18 protein-coding genes and 2 pseudogenes are annotated in these 20095 nt (G+C 65.4%); 12 read left to right on the forward strand and 8 right to left on the reverse strand.

Annotated elements, in window-relative coordinates:
* Window positions 1-10: 10 nt before the first annotated feature.
* On the reverse strand, window positions 11-373 hold the full coding sequence (locus ACL03I_RS32930; protein ID WP_412807879.1) for a hypothetical protein: 363 nt from the start codon (window positions 371-373) through the stop codon (window positions 11-13).
* Between the two features lie 440 nt (window positions 374-813).
* Between ACL03I_RS32930 and ACL03I_RS32935 the strand changes: the two genes are divergently transcribed.
* Both ACL03I_RS32935 and ACL03I_RS32940 read left to right on the forward strand, forming a co-directional pair.
* On the forward strand, window positions 814-1191 hold the full coding sequence (locus ACL03I_RS32935) for a hypothetical protein (protein ID WP_412807880.1): 378 nt from the start codon (window positions 814-816) through the stop codon (window positions 1189-1191).
* Window positions 1188-3926 (forward strand): tetratricopeptide repeat protein, encoded by a 2739-nt coding sequence (locus tag ACL03I_RS32940; RefSeq protein ID WP_412807881.1) that lies wholly within the window; start codon window positions 1188-1190, stop codon window positions 3924-3926. The genes ACL03I_RS32935 and ACL03I_RS32940 overlap by 4 nt, the downstream gene beginning before the upstream one ends.
* 177 nt (window positions 3927-4103) lie before the next feature.
* Here the strand turns inward: ACL03I_RS32940 and ACL03I_RS32945 are convergent, their stop codons facing one another.
* A complete protein-coding gene (locus ACL03I_RS32945; protein WP_412807882.1) occupies window positions 4104-5216 on the reverse strand; it encodes an endonuclease/exonuclease/phosphatase family protein in 1113 nt (370 codons plus the stop codon).
* A 398-nt stretch (window positions 5217-5614) separates the two neighbouring features.
* Here ACL03I_RS32945 and ACL03I_RS32950 point away from each other — a divergent pair, with 398 nt between their 5' ends.
* Window positions 5615-7573 (forward strand): endonuclease/exonuclease/phosphatase family protein, encoded by a 1959-nt coding sequence (locus tag ACL03I_RS32950; protein ID WP_412807883.1) that lies wholly within the window; start codon window positions 5615-5617, stop codon window positions 7571-7573.
* Between the two features lie 117 nt (window positions 7574-7690).
* Here ACL03I_RS32950 and ACL03I_RS32955 read toward each other — a convergent pair whose 3' ends face one another.
* The 3 genes and pseudogenes from ACL03I_RS32955 to ACL03I_RS32965 form a co-directional block, all read right to left on the reverse strand.
* Window positions 7691-7903, reverse strand: coding sequence for a hypothetical protein (locus ACL03I_RS32955; protein WP_412807884.1), 213 nt, complete (start codon window positions 7901-7903; stop codon window positions 7691-7693).
* Window positions 7904-8013: 110 nt separating this feature from the next.
* Window positions 8014-8794: pseudogene (gene istB, locus ACL03I_RS32960) on the reverse strand (IS21-like element helper ATPase IstB).
* Window positions 8791-9399 carry a Mu transposase domain-containing protein gene (locus tag ACL03I_RS32965; RefSeq protein ID WP_412807886.1) on the reverse strand — a complete coding sequence of 203 codons (609 nt, stop codon included), beginning with the start codon at window positions 9397-9399 and terminating at the stop codon, window positions 8791-8793. Before ACL03I_RS32965 ends, istB begins: the two are co-directional and overlap by 4 nt.
* Here ACL03I_RS32965 and ACL03I_RS32970 point away from each other — a divergent pair.
* From ACL03I_RS32970 to ACL03I_RS32985, 4 genes are all read left to right on the forward strand, one after another.
* Window positions 9311-9631: a hypothetical protein gene (locus ACL03I_RS32970; protein WP_412807940.1), complete on the forward strand. Its 321-nt coding sequence runs from the start codon at window positions 9311-9313 to the stop codon at window positions 9629-9631. The genes ACL03I_RS32965 and ACL03I_RS32970 overlap by 89 nt on opposite strands.
* 389 nt (window positions 9632-10020) lie before the next feature.
* Window positions 10021-10143: a hypothetical protein gene (locus ACL03I_RS32975; RefSeq protein ID WP_379250868.1), complete on the forward strand. Its 123-nt coding sequence runs from the start codon at window positions 10021-10023 to the stop codon at window positions 10141-10143.
* Between the two features lie 6 nt (window positions 10144-10149).
* A complete protein-coding gene (locus ACL03I_RS32980; RefSeq protein WP_412807887.1) occupies window positions 10150-10389 on the forward strand; it encodes a hypothetical protein in 240 nt (79 codons plus the stop codon).
* 362 nt (window positions 10390-10751) lie between these two features.
* A complete protein-coding gene (locus ACL03I_RS32985; RefSeq protein WP_379250872.1) occupies window positions 10752-11162 on the forward strand; it encodes a DUF4189 domain-containing protein in 411 nt (136 codons plus the stop codon).
* Between the two features lie 132 nt (window positions 11163-11294).
* On the opposite strand, the gene ACL03I_RS32990 is transcribed toward ACL03I_RS32985, so the two are convergent.
* Both ACL03I_RS32990 and ACL03I_RS32995 read right to left on the reverse strand, forming a co-directional pair.
* Complete coding sequence (locus ACL03I_RS32990; RefSeq protein ID WP_412807888.1) at window positions 11295-12074, reverse strand: tyrosine-type recombinase/integrase; 780 nt, start codon at window positions 12072-12074, stop codon at window positions 11295-11297.
* 699 nt (window positions 12075-12773) lie between these two features.
* The gene (locus ACL03I_RS32995; RefSeq protein WP_412807889.1) at window positions 12774-12902 is read right to left on the reverse strand and encodes a hypothetical protein; all 129 of its coding nucleotides are present in this window, start codon (window positions 12900-12902) and stop codon (window positions 12774-12776) included.
* Between the two features lie 341 nt (window positions 12903-13243).
* Between ACL03I_RS32995 and ACL03I_RS33000 the strand changes: the two genes are divergently transcribed.
* Both ACL03I_RS33000 and ACL03I_RS33005 read left to right on the forward strand, forming a co-directional pair.
* Window positions 13244-14086 (forward strand): transposase, encoded by an 843-nt coding sequence (locus ACL03I_RS33000; RefSeq protein ID WP_412807890.1) that lies wholly within the window; start codon window positions 13244-13246, stop codon window positions 14084-14086.
* 208 nt (window positions 14087-14294) lie between these two features.
* Window positions 14295-15533, forward strand: a complete 1239-nt coding sequence (locus ACL03I_RS33005) for an IS110 family RNA-guided transposase (protein WP_412807891.1) — start codon at window positions 14295-14297, stop codon at window positions 15531-15533.
* A gap of 297 nt (window positions 15534-15830) precedes the next feature.
* Here the strand turns inward: ACL03I_RS33005 and rpsT are convergent.
* Window positions 15831-16089 (reverse strand): annotated as a pseudogene (gene rpsT, locus ACL03I_RS33010) (30S ribosomal protein S20).
* Between the two features lie 232 nt (window positions 16090-16321).
* Between rpsT and ACL03I_RS33015 the strand changes: the two are divergent.
* From ACL03I_RS33015 to ACL03I_RS33025, 3 genes are read left to right on the forward strand one after another with little or no spacing between them, the layout of a single operon-like run.
* The gene (locus ACL03I_RS33015) at window positions 16322-17953 is read left to right on the forward strand and encodes a circularly permuted type 2 ATP-grasp protein (RefSeq protein WP_412807892.1); all 1632 of its coding nucleotides are present in this window, start codon (window positions 16322-16324) and stop codon (window positions 17951-17953) included.
* Window positions 17954-17972: 19 nt separating this feature from the next.
* Window positions 17973-18941, forward strand: coding sequence for an alpha-E domain-containing protein (locus ACL03I_RS33020; RefSeq protein ID WP_412807893.1), 969 nt, complete (start codon window positions 17973-17975; stop codon window positions 18939-18941).
* Window positions 18942-18949: 8 nt separating this feature from the next.
* The gene (locus tag ACL03I_RS33025; protein ID WP_357725746.1) at window positions 18950-19780 is read left to right on the forward strand and encodes a transglutaminase family protein; all 831 of its coding nucleotides are present in this window, start codon (window positions 18950-18952) and stop codon (window positions 19778-19780) included.
* The last annotated feature ends 315 nt before the right edge of the window (window positions 19781-20095 follow it).

Consider the following 20095-nt stretch of genomic DNA (forward strand, 5'->3'; position numbering starts at 1 on the left):
AACCTTCCTGCTATTTCTTCGATGAGCTCTCGACGCGGCAGTGCTTAACCTTCCGCCCCTTGGGCGCAGCCGCTTGCGCCTTGTTCCAGGCATCTTTCTCGGCCGCGTCCTTGGTCTTTCCCGTCCCGGTGTACTTCTCTGGGCCGGTGGCGTCGGTCCGGTCCAGATTCTCGAAGTAGCAGGACAAAGTCACGGTCCACTTGGCGGTGAGTTCGAACTGCCACTGCGGGTGTGCCGCGTCGACGGGTTCGGCCGCAATCGTCGGTGTCTCCGCCTGTGCGATGCCGACCCCGGCTGTTGATGCGCCCGCGATGCACGCAGCCGTCAGCGCGATTGTTGTGACAAGTCGCCGCCCGGCCGAAATGGTTCGCATGTCGTCCCCTCCGTTGGTTTGAAGGCATCTCCTTCACTGCTCTTGGACGATGCTGCGGCACAACAGGTTCCATCAGTGACCGGTGTCACAAGGCCGCCCCGGGTCCATCGAAAGCGGTCCGCGAGTTGATCGACAGCCGAGCACCAGGCACCGAAAAATCTTGCCCGATACGGCCCAGCGTCATACGCGCCCACAATCTGCCGTAGACGAGCTATTGCCAGATAACCACGATTATCGGGCTGTATGCAGGTCGTTGGCGATGGTGGTGTGCCGATCCGGGTCTACGGGCACCCGCAGCGCCGATTTCTAAGCGACCGTCCGGAATGAAATGGGTTGCGGTGCGGTGCTTCTTATGTAGCGATCCGGGGGGTGGTTTTCGGGGTGTGGTGCTGTGAGGATCGGTGGACTGTGGTTCGGTGCCGTTCGGGTGGGAGGTCGGTGTGTTTTCAGGACAGACGGTGTCGCGGGTGGTGGCGCCCACGGCGTTGACCGCGTTGTTGTCGACGGGGCTGGCGGTGGCGGTGAACTACGCGACCGGTGGTGGTCATTCGGTGTGGGTGTGGGTGGCCGTGGCGGTGTTGACCGCCGGGGTATTCGCCGCGTCGCTGTGGATGCAGCTGGCCCAGTCCTCCGCTGACTCGCAGCCGGCCAGGGGCGTCTTCTTGCGGAAGATCAAATCCGGAGGTGGCTTTCGGGCCGATGGGGTTCGCGCCCCAGGCACCGGGGTCGAGGTGGACAAGGGGCGTTTCGGCGGGGATCTGGAATTCAAGAACATCGACGCCGGCCAGCCCCGTCGCGGTGATGCCTCACACCCATGAGCAGTGCCCGCGAGCCCATCGGCCCGGCCACGGCAGCGTCCCTTCGGAAGGTGTCGGCGCGCGGCAATGTCGAGGTCACCACGAACCACTACTACGAGGGCAGCGCGACGAAAGCACGGGCGCGTCCCTCGCCCTTGGCGGGCTCCGGGGTGGGGGTGTCGGGGCTGGTCCCGCAGGAGCCGGAGCACTTCATCGAGCGCGCGCAGATCGATGATCTGGAAACAGGTTTGGCCGGTGAGCGGATCGCAGTGGTCGTCACCGGCATGCGGGGAGCCGGCAAGACCCACCTGGCCGCCGCTTACGCCCGCCGGATCCTGGCCAAGCGCGAGGGGCTGGTGGCCTGGATCAACGCCGAAACCCCTGAGACCCTCTACACCGGGCTCGCCGCGATCGCTGACCGCTTCGGTGTCACCAGCCCCGATGGGGACACTCGCGAATCGGCTCGCCTGCTGCGCGATTACCTCGGCTCCAACACCGGGAAGCACCTGCTGGTGTTCGACAACGCCGAGCACGTGGAGTTGATTCGCGAGGTTCTGCCGGTCCACGGCGGCTCCCGGGTCGTGATCACCACCACCAACCAGGCCATGACCGCGCTGACGCCGCTGGTCGTCGACGCCGGCACCGGCTATACCTCTGAGCAGGCCCGCGCATTCCTGCGCGAGGCCACCGGAATCACCGACGACCCCGACGGCGAGAACACCCTCGCCCAGGAACTCGGATACCTGCCCCTGGCGCTGGCCGCCGCGGCCGCCGCTATCAGGCCACCGTCCGGTCCCCGCCTGACCTACCCGGCTTATCTGCAACGGCTCCGAGCGAAGCCGCTGCCCCAAGCCCTACAACCCCGTGTAGGCCAGGAATACCGCTGGAGCGTGGACCGGACCCTGCTGCTGGCCATCGAAGCCGCCGAAGCCCCCACCGACAATCGGCAGCGGGACCAGGTGGTCGGCTGGCTGCTCGGGTTGTTCGCCATCCTGGCTGCCTCCGGTGTCGACCGAACTCTGCTCATCCATCCGGATCCTCATCTGAATGAGCACGTCGACGAAGCGATCGCGCACTGCGTGCGCCGATTCTTGCTGAGTTGGTCCACTACTGGGCAGACCCTGCTCGCTCACCGGCTCATCGCTCGTGTCCTGCTCGAACGCGCCCGCGCGAACGACGACACCGGTGTCCTCGTACTACGTGCACTCGATGTGATCGAACCAAGGCTGTTCAGCCGGGCAGAGGGGTGGGTGCGGCGCGCCGAAGGTGCGCACCTGGTCGACCAGATCGAAGCTATCCGCCACAAAAGCTTGATCAACTTCAGCGCGCCGGAACCTCCCCGCGGAGGATGGCTACGGCGTCGCAGATCCTCATCACTGCCCCACGCTCTGCAAATCCGGACCGTGAACGCACTGACATGGGCCACCCGCCAGTTGATCGCTGCTGTGGACCTGCAGCGCGCCACCGTCTTCGCTCAACGGACTTTCACCGACGCCGAGCGGGTGCTCGGCCCTGATCACCCCGACACGCTGACTACTCGCAGTGACGTCGCCGCTGCTTATCTGGAGGCGGATCAGCCCGTTGAAGCGATTCCCCTGTATGAGCGGGCCCTCGTCGACGCCGAGCGAGTGCTCGGCCCCGACCGCCCCGAGACCTTGGTCATCCGTAGCAACCTCGCCACTGCCTACCAGTCGGCGGGCCGGACCACAGAGGCGATCCCGTTGCACGAACGGACCCTCGCCGACTTCGAGCGGGTACTCGGCCCCGACCACCCCTATACGGTGGGCACCCGCGGCAACCTCGCCAATACCTACGAGTCGGAGGGCCGGACCACAGAGGCAATTCCGTTGCACGAACGGACCCTCGCCGACTTCGAGCGGGTACTCGGCCCCGACCACTCCCAAACCTTGACCACCCGCACCAACCTCGCCGCTGCCTACCAGTCGGCGGGCCGGTCGACCGAGGCGATCCCGCTGCTGGAGCAAGCTCTCGCTGATCTCGAGCGGGTGCTCGGGCCCGACCACCCCCATACGCTCACCGCCCGTGGGAAACTTGCGGGCGCCTACGAGTCGGTAGGCCGGACCACAGAGACGATCCCGCTCCTCGAGCGGACCCTCACCGACTTACAGCGGGTGCTCGGCCCCGAGCATCGCGACACCCTGACCACGCGTAGTAACCTCGTCGCTGCCTACCAGTCGGCGGGCCGGTCGACCGAGGCGATCCCGCTGCTGGAGCAAGCTCTCGCCGATCTCGAGCGGATGTCCGACCCCGACCATCCCGAAATCTTGACCATCCGCGGCGAGCTTGCGGGCGCCTACGAGTCGGTAGGCCGGACCACAGAGGCGATCCCGCTCCTCGAGCAGACCCTCACCGACGCCGAGCGAATGCTCGGCCCCGACGACCCCGAAATTCTGGCCGCCCGGAATCATCTCGCTGATTTGTACGAGGCTGCGGACAGGTTGACCGAGGCGATCTCGCTGCTGGAGCGGATCCTCACCGGCCGCGAGCGCGTCCTCGGGCCCGACCACCCTGAAACCCTGGTCACTTGCAACAACCTCGCGGGCGCCTACGAGTCGGCTGGCCGGTTGACCGAGGCGATCCCACTGCTGGAGCGGGCGCTCGCTGGCTTCGAGCGGATACTGGGCGCCGCCCACCCCCATACCCTGACCACCCGCAGTAATCTCGCCCACGCTTTCCAGGCGATAGAGCAACAGAATGAGAATTCCGTCCAAACCGATGGTGGGCAAGACAGCTAGGCCCGGAGTGTCGGGCTAATCGGACACTCCCAGTGGCTGGGGTTCAAGCCCGTCGCCAGGCAGCTGAGGACGCCGCGCGGCGCGCCGAGCGCGACGACCGCAAAGACAGTTGCGGTCATGAGATGTCGATATCGGCGTAGATTGCGGCGTGGTCGGAGGCGGCATGCACCTTGCTGGTCATGGTGTCGAAGTGCGGGAACAGCGTGCCGTGAGCGCCGCCCGACACGCCTTTGCGGAAAATTCCGCCGCCTGTTGCGCGATCGAACAAGTTCGGTGACAGCAGCTGATAGTCGATCTTGTTGCTCTTGGCGCCGTTGCCGAAGGTTCCAGGGCGGTCTTCGTCGGGGTCGCCATCGTCGAAGTTCGAGACCTCGGCGATATCGGTGAGATCCGTATCAGCGAGCAGGGGCTGCAACGGGTTGCTGTCGGGGGTGTCGTTGAATCGCCCAGCACCACTACGTTCTCGATACCTTCGTCGCGTCGCTTCCGGTAGATGTCGGCGACGGCTTCGGCTTGTCTGCGGCGACGTTTGTCGCTGGAGGCTTGGTGGGTGCCGAACTTGCTTTTCAGGTGATTGACCAGCACCAGCAGCGGCTGGCCGGCCAGGCTGCTGCCCTCGGGAAAGGTGAAGCGGTATTCGGGGCAGTCGCGGCTGAAGACGCGGTTACCGAACGGGCCGTCGTCGACATGGGAGCGGATGTCGAGTATCGGGTACTGGTCGGTGGAGAGGATGCCGACGTCGATACCGCGGTTGTCGTTGCCGTCGATCAGCATCACGTGCGGGTAGCGGGGCGAGTCACCGTTGGGGATCAGGGTTTCGCTGAAGCGGCGCAGGGTGATTCGGTCTTCGGCCTCGATGACGCTGACGATGTCGGCGCCGACTTCCCGGATGACCCTGGCGGTGTGGGTGATGGCGAGCGCGTCGATGCGATCTTTGATCAGATCCACCCACCCCACCCAGTCCGACCGCCCATCCGCCACGACCGTGACGTCGTCCTCGCCGCCGCCGTGGGGGCGTTTGAGGAGCTGGCCGCGGATCTTGCGCAGGACCGCGAAGGTGTTCTTTCGCTCTGGATCTCCGTCGTCGAGCAGTAGCCGCAGTTTCTTCAGCAACGTGAGGATTTCGGCTTTGTCTGCTGCGCTGTAGGTTTCGTGCTCGAACAACTCGTTTACTCGTGCGTGAGCATCGAGGATTTCGGCGGCGACTGGTTCGGCGGCACTCATGACGCGTGGCCGGGAGAACAGATTCTCGACGTTGTAGGCGGCGATCCGTAAGCGATCGGTCGGCATGGCAGGGCTCCTGTCAGTCCTTGTGGCGACTCAGCTGCCCGAGCGGGAAAGATCTGCGCATCAAAGTATGGCAGCGCTGAAAGCCTCGTACACGAGATTCCACTACATGTCAGGGGTGGAGCCCCGTTCCTTATCAAATATTTAAAATTACAATAGACATATCTACGGTGAAATAGCTCGCTCCACAATGGAATGCCAAACACCTCCGAGGCAAAGAACCCAGAGACTGATTCGATAAGTTGGTCGACCGCCCTGCTCGGTCGGCGAAAATTTTTTGAAGATTTCTCGTGGCCGGTGAAACACTTCCTCCGATACCTTCGATGATTCACGTACCGGACTCAGGGCTCAGCCCGGCGGATCGGAAAGCGAAGACTCAGTGCTGGAAGGGAGCCCTGACCGTGCCTACGAACGACATCAATGTGTTTTCCGAAGACTGGTGGAAGCGGTTGGAAAAGTCCCTCAAGGGGGTCGGATTCGCTGCGGTCGATTCGCTTCTCAAGCGGACGATCACACAGCTGATCGGTGAAGAATCCAGCAACACCGAGTCGACCAACCGAATCGGTGGGAAGTCCCAGATCTTCACCAAGGGGATCATCTACCAGTACGAGCACGACGACGGCAAGAAAGTCATGGGAATAGTGCCGCGCGGCGGGGTGTACGAGTTGTGGACCAGGTCCGGTCAGGAGTTCGGGCCGTTCGGTTACCCCGTCGGCGTGCCGGACGTGACAGGGAACACGACGCAGAGCACTTTCGAGGGCGGCACAATCACCTCGATTGCCGAGAAGCGCCGCTCGGTCATGTTCTACAACACCGCTCTAATCGGCGTCGACGTGGCTTTCGGCCACCAAGACCTGCACGGTCTTGCCTATAAGGGTCGTGGCCGCGTCGCGCAACGCCACGCGGTGGCACGTGCGGTCGCGGAATCCGGGGCCGACGTGGTGGTGCTTGCCGAGTTGATGGTCAATCAGGACCGCGCCGAGCTGAAGAAGGCCCTCAAGTCCATATACCCTTACAGTGCCGCCGGCCCCAACGAATCTGATGGGGTCCTGTTGTTCGAAGAGGAAGACGGCGGTCTGCTTGTTCTTAGCCGTCACCCGATCCGTGAGGTTCGGGCCACAATCTTCCGGTCCTGCTGCGGCGTCGATTGCCTGGCCAATAAGGGTGCTGTGATGGTACGGGTCGCCCCCAGCGACGGGCCGGAGTTCTGCGTGATCGGCACCCACCTGCAGGACGGCAATTCCACCTCGTGTCCCGACCCCTTCGGCCCCGGTGTCGGCAGCGGCGCGAAGGACAAGCGTGAAGCACAGTTGCGGCACCTGGACTCCTGGATCCTGGGTGTTCGTGACCTCGACTTACCGGTGATCGTCGTCGGCGACTTCAACCTCAACGCCAACACACAAACCGGCCGCGAGACCCTGCACAAGAACCTGCCCGAGGCCCGCGACCTATGGCCGGAATACCAGATGTGGCTGCCGGTAAACGAAGAACGGAAGACCGGCATCACCAGTGACAAGAAGAGCACCTACCAGGTGGGCACGCTCTCCATGAAAAGCAAAGAGCGCGGCACAGAAGGCACGCGACTCGATCTGGTTCTGCTCGACCAAGGCGAACGCGTCACCGCGCACATCAAGAAGATACGCGTGGTCAAACCCGAACTCAGCCCCGACAGCGGCATCGACGTGTCCGACCACTACGCGATCGAAGCCACCTTCGATATGGCCACAGTCACCCACAGGCTGAACCGGAAGGTCCGAAAGACCAGCGCCCGGCTGAAGTACATCCACGCCCTGTACCTGACCGCCGGCGGCCTCGCTGGCATTGAGGTTCCGTGGTACTCGAGGCAAGACCCCGACAATGTGGATGTGTCCGCACGAATCTACAAAGGCGCCGAACCGATTGTGCAGCCTGTCCCAGCGGGGGTTCCTGGCGACAGTGTTCTGCCTGGTGGTGGCATTTCCCCCTTCGGCGGCCCCGGTACGGATATTCGCCAGAAGGCAAGAGTGAAGTACAACTCGATCACCATGTCGATGAACAAGCGTCGCGAGTTCTCCTTCGAACCGGGCAAAACGTTGATCTTCGATGGAGCCGACGACATCCACATGGAGATCACCCTGAAGGAGATCGACAAGGCGGTTGGAGCCGTGGTGGACCGAACAGCGATTGGCGATGATCGTGACGTGATCGTGCCGAAGTCCTCCCAACTACTGCATGCGGTGCACGGCCGCCGATACGCGCCGAACGTCATGCACGGGGACGACTCGGAATACGTTGCCATCCTCATGGTCAACCTCGAGATCGAACCGTTCACCCACCGTCACGAACAGCAGCTGCCTCCGATCGACGAGATCCCTATCTAACGGCGGCCGCGTTGTTCATCGTCTGGGCGCGCTGCCATGACCAGATCGCGGCAACCGAAACCCAGACCAGGCCGCTGGCAGTAACTTGGCGGCGCGCGGCACACGCCGTGGGCACTGTCAGGCGGTTGTAGGAGGGCTGACCTGATAGGTGGTCTGCCCCTGGCCGTTCTCGCGTAGTCCATGGACGGTCGAGTGCCACCAGTAGGGGCCGACATGCTTGCTGGGCGCCTCGAGCACAGTCTGCACGATCGCGTGCTCGTCGTCTTCGAGTTCCAATACCTCGAACACCGACCCGCCCGCGACCAACAGCACCTTGTTCCCCGATCCCAACTACTACGTGTCCAACAACATCGACATAGTCTCGGCGTCTGTCGGCGTTCACGTATTTCCCGGTGCCTGTGTTCACGTAATTCCGCAGGTGGTGGGTCCTGATTGATCTTCTACCCGACCTCCTTCTTCAGCGTCTTGGGTTGGTCCTTGCCACCGGGTCGTTTGTTCGGGCGGTAGGAGGGTCCGTTCATGAACACTTGGTGGCTGGTGTTGATGAGCCGGTCCAGGAGTGATTCGGCGACCACGGGATTGGGGAACAGTGGGTACCAATCGACGGGTGATCTGTTCGAGGTCAGGACGAGCGAGCCGCCGGAGGTGGATCGTTCGGAGATGAGTTCGTAGAGGTCGTCGGCCTGGGGCGCGGTCAGCTCGCGCATGCCGAAGTCGTCCAGGATCAGCACGGTGGGCCGGACGAATTCGGCCAGGCGTTTGTCCCAGGTCCGGTCAGCATGACCGCCGGCGAGGGTAGCCAGCAGCCGGCTGGTCTTGGTGAACCGGACTTCGGCGCCCTGGCGGATCGCCAGATGGCCGAAACCTTGTGCCACATGTGTTTTGCCCACCCCGACCGGGCCATAGAGGACTACCGACTCGCCGGCGGTCAGCCACCGCAGCGCCGCGAGATCGCGGATCTGCGCGGCGGGCAGTTTCGGGCTGGCGGTGAAGTCGAATTCCTCGAGGGTGACCTGCTGTTCGAAGTGGGCGCGGCGGATGCGGCGGGCGATGGCTTGTGATTCGCGGCGGGCGATCTCGTCGTGACACAAGACCTGCAGGAACTCGATATGCCCGAGGTCACCGGCGCGGGCCTGGGCCAGCCGGGACTCGAGGGTCTGCAACATCCCGGACAGCTTGAGCTGTCCGCAGCGCCTGTTCCAGGGCGACATCAACGATCATGCCGACACCCCTTGGCCGTGTTCGTCATCGGCCGCGTCACCGCGGTCGGCCTCCGCCGCGGTGGTGTCCATCGCGGCGTTCGTGGTGGCGCGGATCGCGGCCGGGTTGTCCGGGTTGGGCAGCGCCAACACGTTCCCGAACAGCCGCGAAGGACCATGCAAGAACGCCGCGGCGCCTCCATCGCCGCTGCTCGGCGGCGGCGGATCGGCTTCCAGGCCGGCGGCGAGGATGCCCTTGATGGTCCGATAGGACGGATCCCCGACGGCGATCGCTTTGGCGCACGCCAATTCGAGCCGGGATTCGCCGTGACGGTCGGCCAACCCGAGCACGCCCTGGGCGGCGCGGAGCCGGAACAGCGCGTTCTCGCTGAGTAATTCGGCGACCACCGCGACGGTTGCCTCACCGATCTCGGAGGCTCGTTGGCGGCACCAGGTCGGGCCCTTCATCGCGAAGGCGATCTTCTCCGGCGGATAGTGCGACAGGTCGGACTGCTTGCCGAACGGTTTGCGCACATGCGTGGCGATCAACTCGCCGCGGTCGAAGATCTGCACCATCGAATACGTCGACCGGACATCCACCTTCCGGCCGATATACCGCCACGGCACCGAATTTCGTAACGCCTACCCGGGGGTGCGGCATCGCACGCTGCTGTTGGCGGCCAACTCCTTGGGGCGGCTCGTCGGCGCCGGACTGCTCGACCTCGACCACGCCCACGCGGTGCTCGCCGACGCCGCGCACATCCATGTCGGCGTCGAGGGGTTCACCGCGGCGGAGGCCGAGCGCACCATCACCGACGGGTTGACCTACGCCGCCACCCGCACCACCGGCTGGCACTGACGCAGAACTCGCGCGGTGGCCGCCTGCATCTTCCTCGTCTGGTGCGCGTTTCGATATGGGCGTCTCCTGTGGTTCCGGGTGGGTGGCGGGGCTAGGCTGCCTGCAGGGGTTCGGGGTTCGCCGGGGTGATAGTCACTTTCGCTTTTCCGTCGGTCGAAGCTCGATGCTGCCCGGGCTGGGCTGTTGGCCGCTGCTTCACCCGGCGCCGAGGCGCGATGGTGGATGCGCCCGTCCCCCTCCAGGGCACGTCCACCGTCCCCGCCCCGCGCTCTCTGGTGATTCAGCCACCGTCGCGCGACCCGCGCCGCTCTGTGCGTGCCCGTTCCTCGCTGCGTCTCACCCGCTGTGGGCGAGGCACGCCCCTGTCCTAGTGATCGAGGAGGCTTGTCGTGTCGCTTGTTGATGATCCCGGCCGATTCATCGCCGAGGCGTTGGCCAGGTTGCCGGAACCGCCACACCGGTCACTGGTGGTGATGGCATTGCGGGAACCGGCGTCCGGGCCGGACGGGTAGGTCGGAATGGAACGCATCCGCCACGAAGACCTGGACAGGACCCGCAAGTACCTGGCCACCAGTTCGATTCTGGCCCGCCCCCGCCGCTGGTGCGCCCAGCACCGCCCGGACGCCGTCGCCGTGGTCGTGGTCTGGCCCCCGGCACACCTCGGCTATACCGAAGCAGACCTCACCGGCGAAAACACGATCAAGATCTACGCACGCCACGGAATCGACCCCAACACGATACGAGAACTGCGCTTCTAGCGACTGCTCCCGCCTTCCGCTGCAAAGCTCACGAACAGCACAACCCCAAAAGTCTCGGGTTGCTCATCACCGCGTGAGCATCCGGCGCCTCTGTCGTGCAACGGCTACGGCGAACACTCATCATGGTTGTGCTGGTCAATTCTGGCGCGGTTTGTCGGTGAATCGGTCAGCGTGGCGGCCGCGGCCGGCACGGGCCATCAGTGGCGCGCGAGCCCCATCGATCTCGGCCCTCACGAACGCCGCAGTTCGTGACGGTCTTTGCCGTGACCCCAAGACTTTTGGGGCGACCTCGCGTCCATGCGCTGCGGTATCTTCCATGCGATCGCCGCACCTAGTCGGCGCGCAGAGGAAGCACACACCACATGCTCAACAAGTTCTTTGCGGCCGCCGCGCTCTCGGTGAGCGCCGCGGCCGTCCTCGCGGCACCGCCCGCCGCCGCCGACCCGGTCAACTGGGGCGCCGTTTCCCTCAGCGTGTGGGGCAATGTCTACGCGTTTTCGGTCAACCACCCGACGGAAGCCGACGCCATTCAAGCCGCCGACCGAGCGTGCAAGGGTCAAGGCATCATCGACTGCCGGATGATGGTGACGTTCGCGAACGGCTGCGGTGCAGTCGTAACGAGTCCGCTCGCGATCGTCGCAGGGTTCCCGATCGTGGGCTTCGGTAAAGGGTCGACCCCAGGCGAGGCATACGCAGACGCCACCCGCAGCCTCCCCACCGGCACCGGAAGCGCCGGCTCGTTCAATCGCGACCATGCCTGCACCCGGCCTTGATCTAGTTCCCGCACGGTCCTCGGCAAAATGTCCGGCTGACACCCCTCCATACTTGGCGCACGGCCGCTCACGACCCATCTTCTGCGTCACATCAAATGGCAACGGACACTGGCACCGGCCGAACAGCAGAAGTCACTGTGCATGAACCGCGCCAGCCAGCGCACTTGGATTCCACGCCGTCGATGCGCACCTGAGCGAGTGAAGCCGGGGGCGGTCGGTTGAGCAACCAATCGGACCGCCCTCAGCGCTATCACGCGGTCGGAAGGTCGATTCAGTGAGTCGGAGATCGCGGGTCGGAGTTGCTACCGTGTGCCCGACGCCGCGCGCGAGAGGGTGCGGCTCACCGGTGAGGACCGCCAGTGCGGCGGCGACTTCGTGCAGGTGAGATTTGACGTATGTGTCGGGAGTGCCGGAACTGTTGCCACGGTGTCCGGCGAAAGCACGGGCCACGGCATAGCTGAAAGTTCGTTCGACCCAGGTCAACGTGGTGTGACGCAGCCAGTGGGCGGTAACACATTGCGTGGCCACCCAGGGCAGTGACTCGCTGATCCGTCCCCAGTCGTTCAGGTGCCGCATCTGTGTCGGTGACACCGGCTTCCAACGATCCGAGCCACCCTTCTCCCGCAGGAACACCAAGCACTGGTCGCGATCGAGATCCTGTGGTCGCAACGCCAGCGCACCGCCGCGACGGCATGCGGTCTCGAGGTGGAACCGCAGGATCAGAAAGTCGAGTTCGGGATCGTCGCCGGATGTGGCGGCGACCTGGCAGATCTCGGCGACCTGACCCGACGGGATCGCATACCGATGCGATGACCGACGCGACGGAGTCGGCAACCGCCGTGCCGGATTGTCTTGTGGCCGAACCCATCCAGCTTCCTCGACATAGCGGTAGATACAGCGCACCGCGGACACGAAATGCTCGACCGCGCTGGTCCCGCCTCGAGACGCGCGGTTGGTGCGGGCAGTCGACTGCACCGTGTACGCAAGTTCTTCGAGTTCGTGGCGGGTGGGCTCGGTCAAAGACCGTTCCGGCCAACGCGATTCGAGCAGACCGAATTCCCGTAGGTACGCGCGGTACCCGCCGACAGACGTGCCCGCACACGCGGGATCACCTCAGCGAAGGTCGGGGCTGCTGGTGCGGTGTCGACGAGGTCGGCGGCGGTGATGCCCATCTGGGCCAACAGCAATTGGGCCGCAGCTAAGGTGTCTGCGGTGACCGCAGTCTGAGCAGCGCTTTGGATAGTCACAGCGATTCCTCCAGGATTCGTCGGCTCTGACTGGTCAGTCCGTCGAGCACGGCCGGGGGATGGATCAGAAGGCGCGTTTCCCCGCGATGAATACCGCGAGCTCGCGGCCCAGTTCCGCGATCAACTCATCGAGCTGGGAGTCGGGGCGTTCGCGGCGTGGGAGTAACCGGCCGCGACCCTGGCCACCCGTGGGCGCGTCTGTTCGGCAGCGAGCACGGCCTGCTGCCCTACGCCCTACCACGCGGTGACAGCGTCGAGGACCTTCCACACGACTTGTGCCGGATGCCGAGCTGGCTGCCGAGGTCGCGGCACTGGTAACGATGCGCGGCGGCGACCGCGAGCGCTCGCTGGCCTGCTGCTGCTGTTACCGCTGCTGCTGCGCCTGGAACTGCTCGTTGTTCGCGGCCAGGCTGCGCGATGAGATGACCACTGCCGTGATCGCGGCAACCGCGGTGGCGAGCCCGATCACCGCCTGCCAGAACACAGCGGACATCACAACTCGCTTCACCGCTGACCACGTTCGCCTGCGGTGAGACTGCAACGGCCGCAGTCGGTCACCCGCGAGCTGCGGTCGGCGCCGGGGCCGCGCGGTGCTCACGTTCACGCCGTGGCCGGCAGGTCGGTGCCGACATCTCTACCCAGCGCGGTGCGCATTCGAGCATGTTATTTGCACCTCCGGCGAATCCCCGCAACGAACACGCCACCGCAGACCTGCAATCGTGTTCGACGTTCGTTCCACGGGTTTGCCGACCAGGGGTTACGTTGGGCATGCCGGTACGCAGCGGTGTGGCGATTGCCCCGCTGGCCTGGTGATTCGTGAGAGGCGACGCGAGAGTGTCACCAGGTTGGCGCCAGCGGATTGGGCTGTCGCGCTACCTGCACGACCGCGGCCACGACGTTGCCGAGGTGGCCCGCCCGAACCGCAGGCTACGCCGCTCCCACGGCAAGACCGACACCATCGACGCCTACGCTGCAGCGCGGCGGCTCCTCGACGAGTCCGGCGTTACCGCACCGAAAATGCGCAACGGCGCGATCGAATCCGTCCGCGCGCTACGCGTGGCACGCAACAACGCGGTCAAAACCGCCACCGCCGCACTCAACGCGCTGCGCGGCCTGATCACGACCAGCCCGGAAACGCTACGCAGTCAGCTGCGCGGCCTGGCTCGCGCCCAACTGCTGGCCACCTGCACCGCATTCAGGCCCGACCCCGCCCGCCTCGCCGATCCACTTCAGGCGACCAAGCTGGCGTTGCGCTCACTCGCCGGACGAGTCAATCAGGCACACGAGCAAGCCGACCTGCTAGAACGACACTTGCATCGACTGCTTGAGCAGGTCGCTCCGGAAACCCTGAACATCTTCGCTCTCCGCCCTGATACTGCTGCGGCACTGGTGATTTCGATTGGCGACAACCCTCGGCGACTGATCAGCGAGGCGGCCTTCGCTCGCCTCTGCGGGGTCGCTCCGATCCCAGCGTCCTCTGGCAAGACTGTCCGTCATCGCCTCCACCGCGGCGGTGATCGACAAGCCAACCAGGCCCTGCACCCCGCAGTGATCGTGCGCCTGCGCTACGACGGGAGAACCCGCGACTACGTCGCCCGCCGCACCACCGAAGGCAAGACCAAACCCGAGATTCATCCGCTCCCTCATTGGGTGAGTATTGATGGTGCGGTCCGATGATCGGATCGTGGTCCTCGGTCAGCACCAGGAGATGGCCACGTTGCCGCGCCGCATCGGATGGCCAGTTTGAGTACTGCCACTCCTGGTGCGCCGAGGCTCCGATGACCAGTGTCAGGGACATGCCCCATCGAGGGCCGAACAATGAGGAACCGGCTCCGGAGCCTCGACTGACGAGGGCCTGACCAGCGAAACTCTCTGGAGGCTGTGCATGCCGTTCGTCGGCTGGGATTGGGCGAGTAAGACCCATGACGTGACAGTCATCGATGACCGCGGTTGCGTCCTGGATCGCTGGGCGTTCAGTCACACCGAGCAAGCGTGGACGACGACATCGGCTCGTTTAACGCGTCACGGTGATCCCGCCGACCTGCCGGTGATCATCGAGCGGACCAGTGGGCTGATCGTCGACCGCTTGCTGGCTGCCGGATATCCGGTCGTGCCGGTGCATCCGACCGCGTTTCATGCCGCGCGGCCACGATGGGGAGCCTCGGGCGCCAAATCCGATCCCGGCGACAGCTACAAACTCGCCGACTACCTGCGCACCGACGGACACCGGCTGCGTCGGCTCGACCCGGTCGATGTCGGCCTGCGCGAACTGCAGGCACTCATCCGGCTCCGAGACGACCGGGTTCAGGCCCGCACCGCCGCGATCAACCAGCTCGCATCTCTGCTGGACAACTACTGGCCAGGCCCCAAGAACCTGTTCTGTTCGTTGGCCTCGCCTATCGCGCTGGCCTTCCTCACCGCCTACCCCACACCCCAATCGGCGGCGAGGCTCGGCGAGGTCCGCATGGCCGCATTCCTACGCAGGAACTCCTACCGCGGCGGAAAACCCGCCGCGCTGCTGCTGGCCCGGTTACACGCCGCTGCCGTTCCGGCCGCCCAGCTACCCACCGACACTCTGGCACTGATGATCGGAACTCAAGTCCAGTTGCTGCGCGGCATCCAAACCGCCATTGCCGATCTGAAAAACCTGATCAGGCAACGCGTCGACGAGCACCCGAGAGCCCAACTGCTGGCCGCGCTCCCTGGCGTCGGCACTATCGACCTGGCCCAATTGCTCGCCGAGATCGGTCCGATCCTCGACCGCGTCGACACAGTCGACCAAGCCGGCGCCGAATGCGGCGTCACCCCGGTTACCAAAGCCTCGGGCAAGACCAGCGGAGTCTACTTCCGCTGGGCAGCCAACACCCGGGCCCGCAAAGCCATCACCGCCTTCGCGCACAACGCTCGCATGCAATCACCGTGGGCTGCAGAGCTTTACAGTAATGCCCGCGCACGCGGCAAACGCAACCCGCATGCCACCCGCATCGTCGCCCGCGCCTGGCTCCGCGTCATCTGGGCCTGCTGGCATCACGGCACTCCCTACGACCCAGCCATCCACCATGCCGCACAACGCCTTACACTCACTTTCGGCGGTCAGGAAACGTGCGCCGACCGCTCCGCGTGAACTCGGGGTTCCCGGCGGCACCGTATACCGCCACCAGCCCGGCCCGACCGGGCGAGACCAGCACACCGCGTCATGCAGCACCGCCCTACACACGTCGGCCGAATTTGTGACGACTAATGGCAATTGGTCACAAAACACACGGTACTGTCGGCACCATCACCAGTGGCGATGCGTTCAGGGAGCACACTGGTAACTCCCAGGGCACGCCCAGAAATCAACTCCCACACAACCGCCGGGCCGCAACGCAACTCTCGCGGCACTCACTCGTCCGCTGAAGTCCCGGAGAGGTGGAGGAGCTCAGCCCAGCTTGTTGTAGGCCAGCGAGAGCGCCGACTTCTTATTCGCGGCCTGGTTGGCGTGGATGGCACCCTTGGAGGCGGCCTTGTCCAGGCCGCGGCTCGCGACGGGCAGGCAGCAGCTCCAGCGCCTGGTCCTTCTCGCCTGTCGCGGCGGCCTCGCGGAACTTGCGGATCGAAGTGCGCAGCGCGGACTTGACCGACTGGTTGCGCTGCCAGGCCCCCTCGTTGGTACGGATCCGCTTCAGCTGGGACTTGATGTTGACGACGCCTGTTCCTCGTGTTCCTTGGCTAGGTGGTGGGTATTGCTCGGTGCAAAGTCTGGGGGCGCGCTCGCGACGATCCGGGCGCGGAAGGTGTAGCGCTGCGCCGACGATCGAGACTGCCAGGCGGGCCGGTACGACCGGAAATCGCCCGGCAGCGGGCCCAGCGTGCGCAAGAAATTTACATGCGTCTCACAGTGTGTGCCGCTGGCTGTTGCACGCTGTTCGAATGACTCCCACCGCCGCCGTGCCCACGCCGCCGTCGTCCGCGGGAGTGCGCGGCAGTCGTGCGGGAGTGTTCGAGGATTATCGTCCTGGCCGCTACGACCGGGCCTACGACGAGATGTTCGACGCCACGGGCCGGGTGCGCACCCCCTATCGCGGCATATTCTCCGCGCTGGCCCCGATCGATGTGGCGGATTTGGCGGGCCGGGCCGAGGCGCTCGGCCGCGCGTTCATCGACCAGGGCATCACGTTCTCGCTGTCGGGCCAGGAGCGGCCCTTCCCGCTCGATCTGGTGCCGCGGGTGATCGCGGCGCCGGAGTGGAGCAAACTCGAGCGCGGTATCGCCCAGCGGGTGACGGCGCTCGAACTGTTCCTCGCCGACGTGTACGGCGAACAGACCATCCTGCGCGACCGAGTGATCCCGAAGCGGCTGGTCACCTCCTGTCAGCACTTCCACCGCGAGGCCGCCGGTATCGTGCCGCCGAACGGGGTGCGGATCCATGTCGCCGGTATCGATCTGATCCGCGACGAGCGCGGTGAGTTCCGGGTGCTGGAGGACAATCTGCGCTCTCCATCGGGCGTGTCGTATGTGATGGAGAACCGGCGCACGATGGCGCGGGTCTTCCCGGATCTGTTCTTCTCCCACCGCGTGCACGCCGTCGGCGACTATCCGAGTCACCTGCTGCGGGCCCTGCGCTCGGCCGCCGCGCCGAACGAGGCCGACCCGACGGTGGTGGTGCTGACCCCGGGCGTCCACAACTCCGCCTACTTCGAACATTCCCTGCTGGCCCGGCAGATGGGTGTGGAGCTGGTGGAGGGCCGCGACCTGTTCTGCCGCGACAACGTGGTGTACATGCGGACGACGGCGGGCGAGCGGCAGGTCGACGTCATCTACCGCCGCATCGACGACGCGTTCCTGGACCCGATGCATCTGCGGCCGGATTCGGTGCTCGGGGTCGCGGGCATCGTCAACGCCGCCCGCGCCGGCAATGTGGTCATCGCCAATGCGGTCGGCAACGGCGTCGGCGACGACAAGCTCACCTACACCTATGTGCCGACGATCATCGAGTACTACCTGGGTGAGAAGCCGATCCTGCCGAATGTCGACACGCTGCGCTGCTGGCTGCCGGAGGAGCGTGAGCAGGTGCTCGATCGTATCGGCGAGCTGGTGATCAAGCCGGTGGAGGGTTCCGGCGGCTACGGCATAGTGATCGGCCCGGACGCGACCGCGAAGGAGCTGGCGGCCACTCGCCGCAAGATCCGGGCGAATCCGCGGGGGTGGATCGCGCAGCCCGTGGTGCAGTTGTCCACGGTGCCCACCAAGATCGGCAACGAGCTGCTGCCGCGCCACGTCGACCTGCGGCCCTTCGCGGTCAACGACGGCGACGGGGTGTGGGTGCTGCCCGGCGGGCTGACCCGGGTGGCACTGCCGGAGGGATCGCTGGTGGTGAATTCCAGCCAGGGCGGCGGCAGCAAGGACACCTGGGTGCTCGCACCGCGCACCTCGGCGGCGGCACGCGAGCTGGCGGGCGTGGAGCTGGTCGGCGAGCCCGCCGAAGCGCAGCAACGGGAGCTGGGCCGGGAACTCACCGCCAACCAGGCCAACCAGCAACAACAGCAACAACAGCAAGGGTGAGAGAGTCGGTGAGCGAAATATGCTGGCCCGCAATGCCGAATCCCTCTATTGGATCGGCCGCTACGTCGAACGTGCCGACGATACCGCCAGGATCCTGGACGTCGCCGTCCACCAGCTGCTGGAGGACGCCACCGTCGACCCGGACCGCACCTCGCGCGTGCTGTTGCGGGTCCTGGGCATCGAACCGGCGGACGGGCAGGAGCTCGACGTCTGGTCGGTGACGAATCTGGTCGCGTTCAGCCAGGAACACGGCGGCTCCATTATCGACTCGATCGCGAAGGCCCGCGAAAACGCGCGCGGCGCACGCGAAGTCACGTCGAGCGAGATGTGGGAATGCCTCAACGCCACCTACAACGGCCTGGCCGCGGCCGAGACCGCGGCGCGGGCGCTGGGCCCGCACGAGTTCTTCCGCTACATCAAGGGCCGGGCCGCCATGTTCGCCGGCCTGTCCGATTCCACGCTCAGCCGCGACGACGGCTACCGCTTCCTGCTGCTCGGCCGATCCATCGAACGCGTGGACATGACGGTGCGGCTGCTGCTGTCGCGTGCCGGTGACCGCACGTCCTCGCCCGCCTGGGTCACGGTGCTGCGCTCCGCCGGCGCGCACGACAGTTATCTGCGCACCCATCGCGGCGCGCTGGATGCCAATCTGGTCGCCGAATTCATCCTGCTGGACCGGCTTTTCCCGCGCTCGGTGTTCCACTCGCTGCGAGTGGCCGAGAAATGCCTGCGGGAACTGGATCAGCGCCCCAACAGCCGCTTCGCCGCCCGGCACGAGGCGCAGCGGCTGCTCGGCCGCGGCCGCAGTGAACTGGAGTTCCTGCCGCCCGGAATCCTGCTCGAGGATTTGCAGACCCGGCTGCTGCTGCTCCAGATGACATGCCGCGAGGTGAGCGAGGCCATTTCGATGCAGTACTTCCACGCCGCCCCCTGGGTGGCGTGGACGGATCTGCGCAGCAGCCACGATCGGCGGGCGGAGGAAGTGTGAGCTGGCGGATGCGGGTGGTGCACACCACCGGATATGTCTACGACGCCCCGGTCACCCGGTCGTTCAACGAGGCCCGGCTGACGCCGCGTGCCGACAGCCGGCAGAACGTGATCCTGAACCGCGTCGAAACCGTGCCGTCGACGCGGTCCTACCGCTACACCGACTACTGGGGTACCGCGGTGACGGCGTTCGATCTGCACGCCCCGCACACCGAACTGGAGGTCACCGGCTCCTCGGTGGTGGAGACCGAGCCGTTCGCCGGTCCCGCCGACGAGCTGTCCTGGGCGGAACTGCACAACGACGTCGTCGCCGACCGGTTCGATGAACTGCTCTCGCCCACCGGGTATGTGCCGCGGGATCGGCGGCTGGCCTCGGTCGCGCGGCAGCTCGCGCGCGGCGTGGAGCCCGCGAAAGCCGTCGTGCGCGCCGCCGAATGGGTGCACAGCGAGATGGATTACATCGCCGGCACCACCTCGGTGCAAACCTCGGCGGTACAGGCGTTCGCCGAACGGCAAGGCGTCTGCCAGGATTACGCACACCTGACCCTGGTGTTGTTGCGCAGCATGGGCATTCCGAGCCGCTATGTGTCGGGTTACCTGCACCCCCAGCCCGCGGTGGAGATCGGCCGGACCGTGGCCGGTCAGTCGCACGCCTGGATCGAGGCGTGGACCGGTGGCTGGTGGGGTTACGACCCGACGAACAACATCGCCATCGGCGAACAGCACGCCTCCATCGGCGTCGGCCGCGACTACGCCGACGTGCCGCCGCTGAAGGGCATCTTCTCCGGCAGCGGCTCGACCGACCTCGAAGTCGTCGTGGAGATAACCCGGCTCGCATAGCAGACACACCCGCGACATCGACCAGCACGGCGCGCCATTGGCGTAGCGTCCGAATCGACCAGCACGGACGTAGCCGCCGCCAGGACCGGTCACAACCTCGTGATCACTACGCGCCCGACGGCTTCGGCCAGCTCTACGGAGGTGGCGACCGGGTAGCTATCGATTGCCGGTCAGGTCGAGTCCGTCAGCGATTGGTACCGCCCAGTAACGGTTTCGTCTATGTTTCGAATCGAAGGGGCACTGGGTCGATGCGATTAACAGAAACCCCAAAAGTCCAGGACGACGATTACACCGCATCGACTTCGCACCAACCCA

It is taken from the genome of Nocardia sichangensis, assembly GCF_047200615.1.
GTDB lineage: Bacteria > Actinomycetota > Actinomycetes > Mycobacteriales > Mycobacteriaceae > Nocardia > Nocardia sichangensis.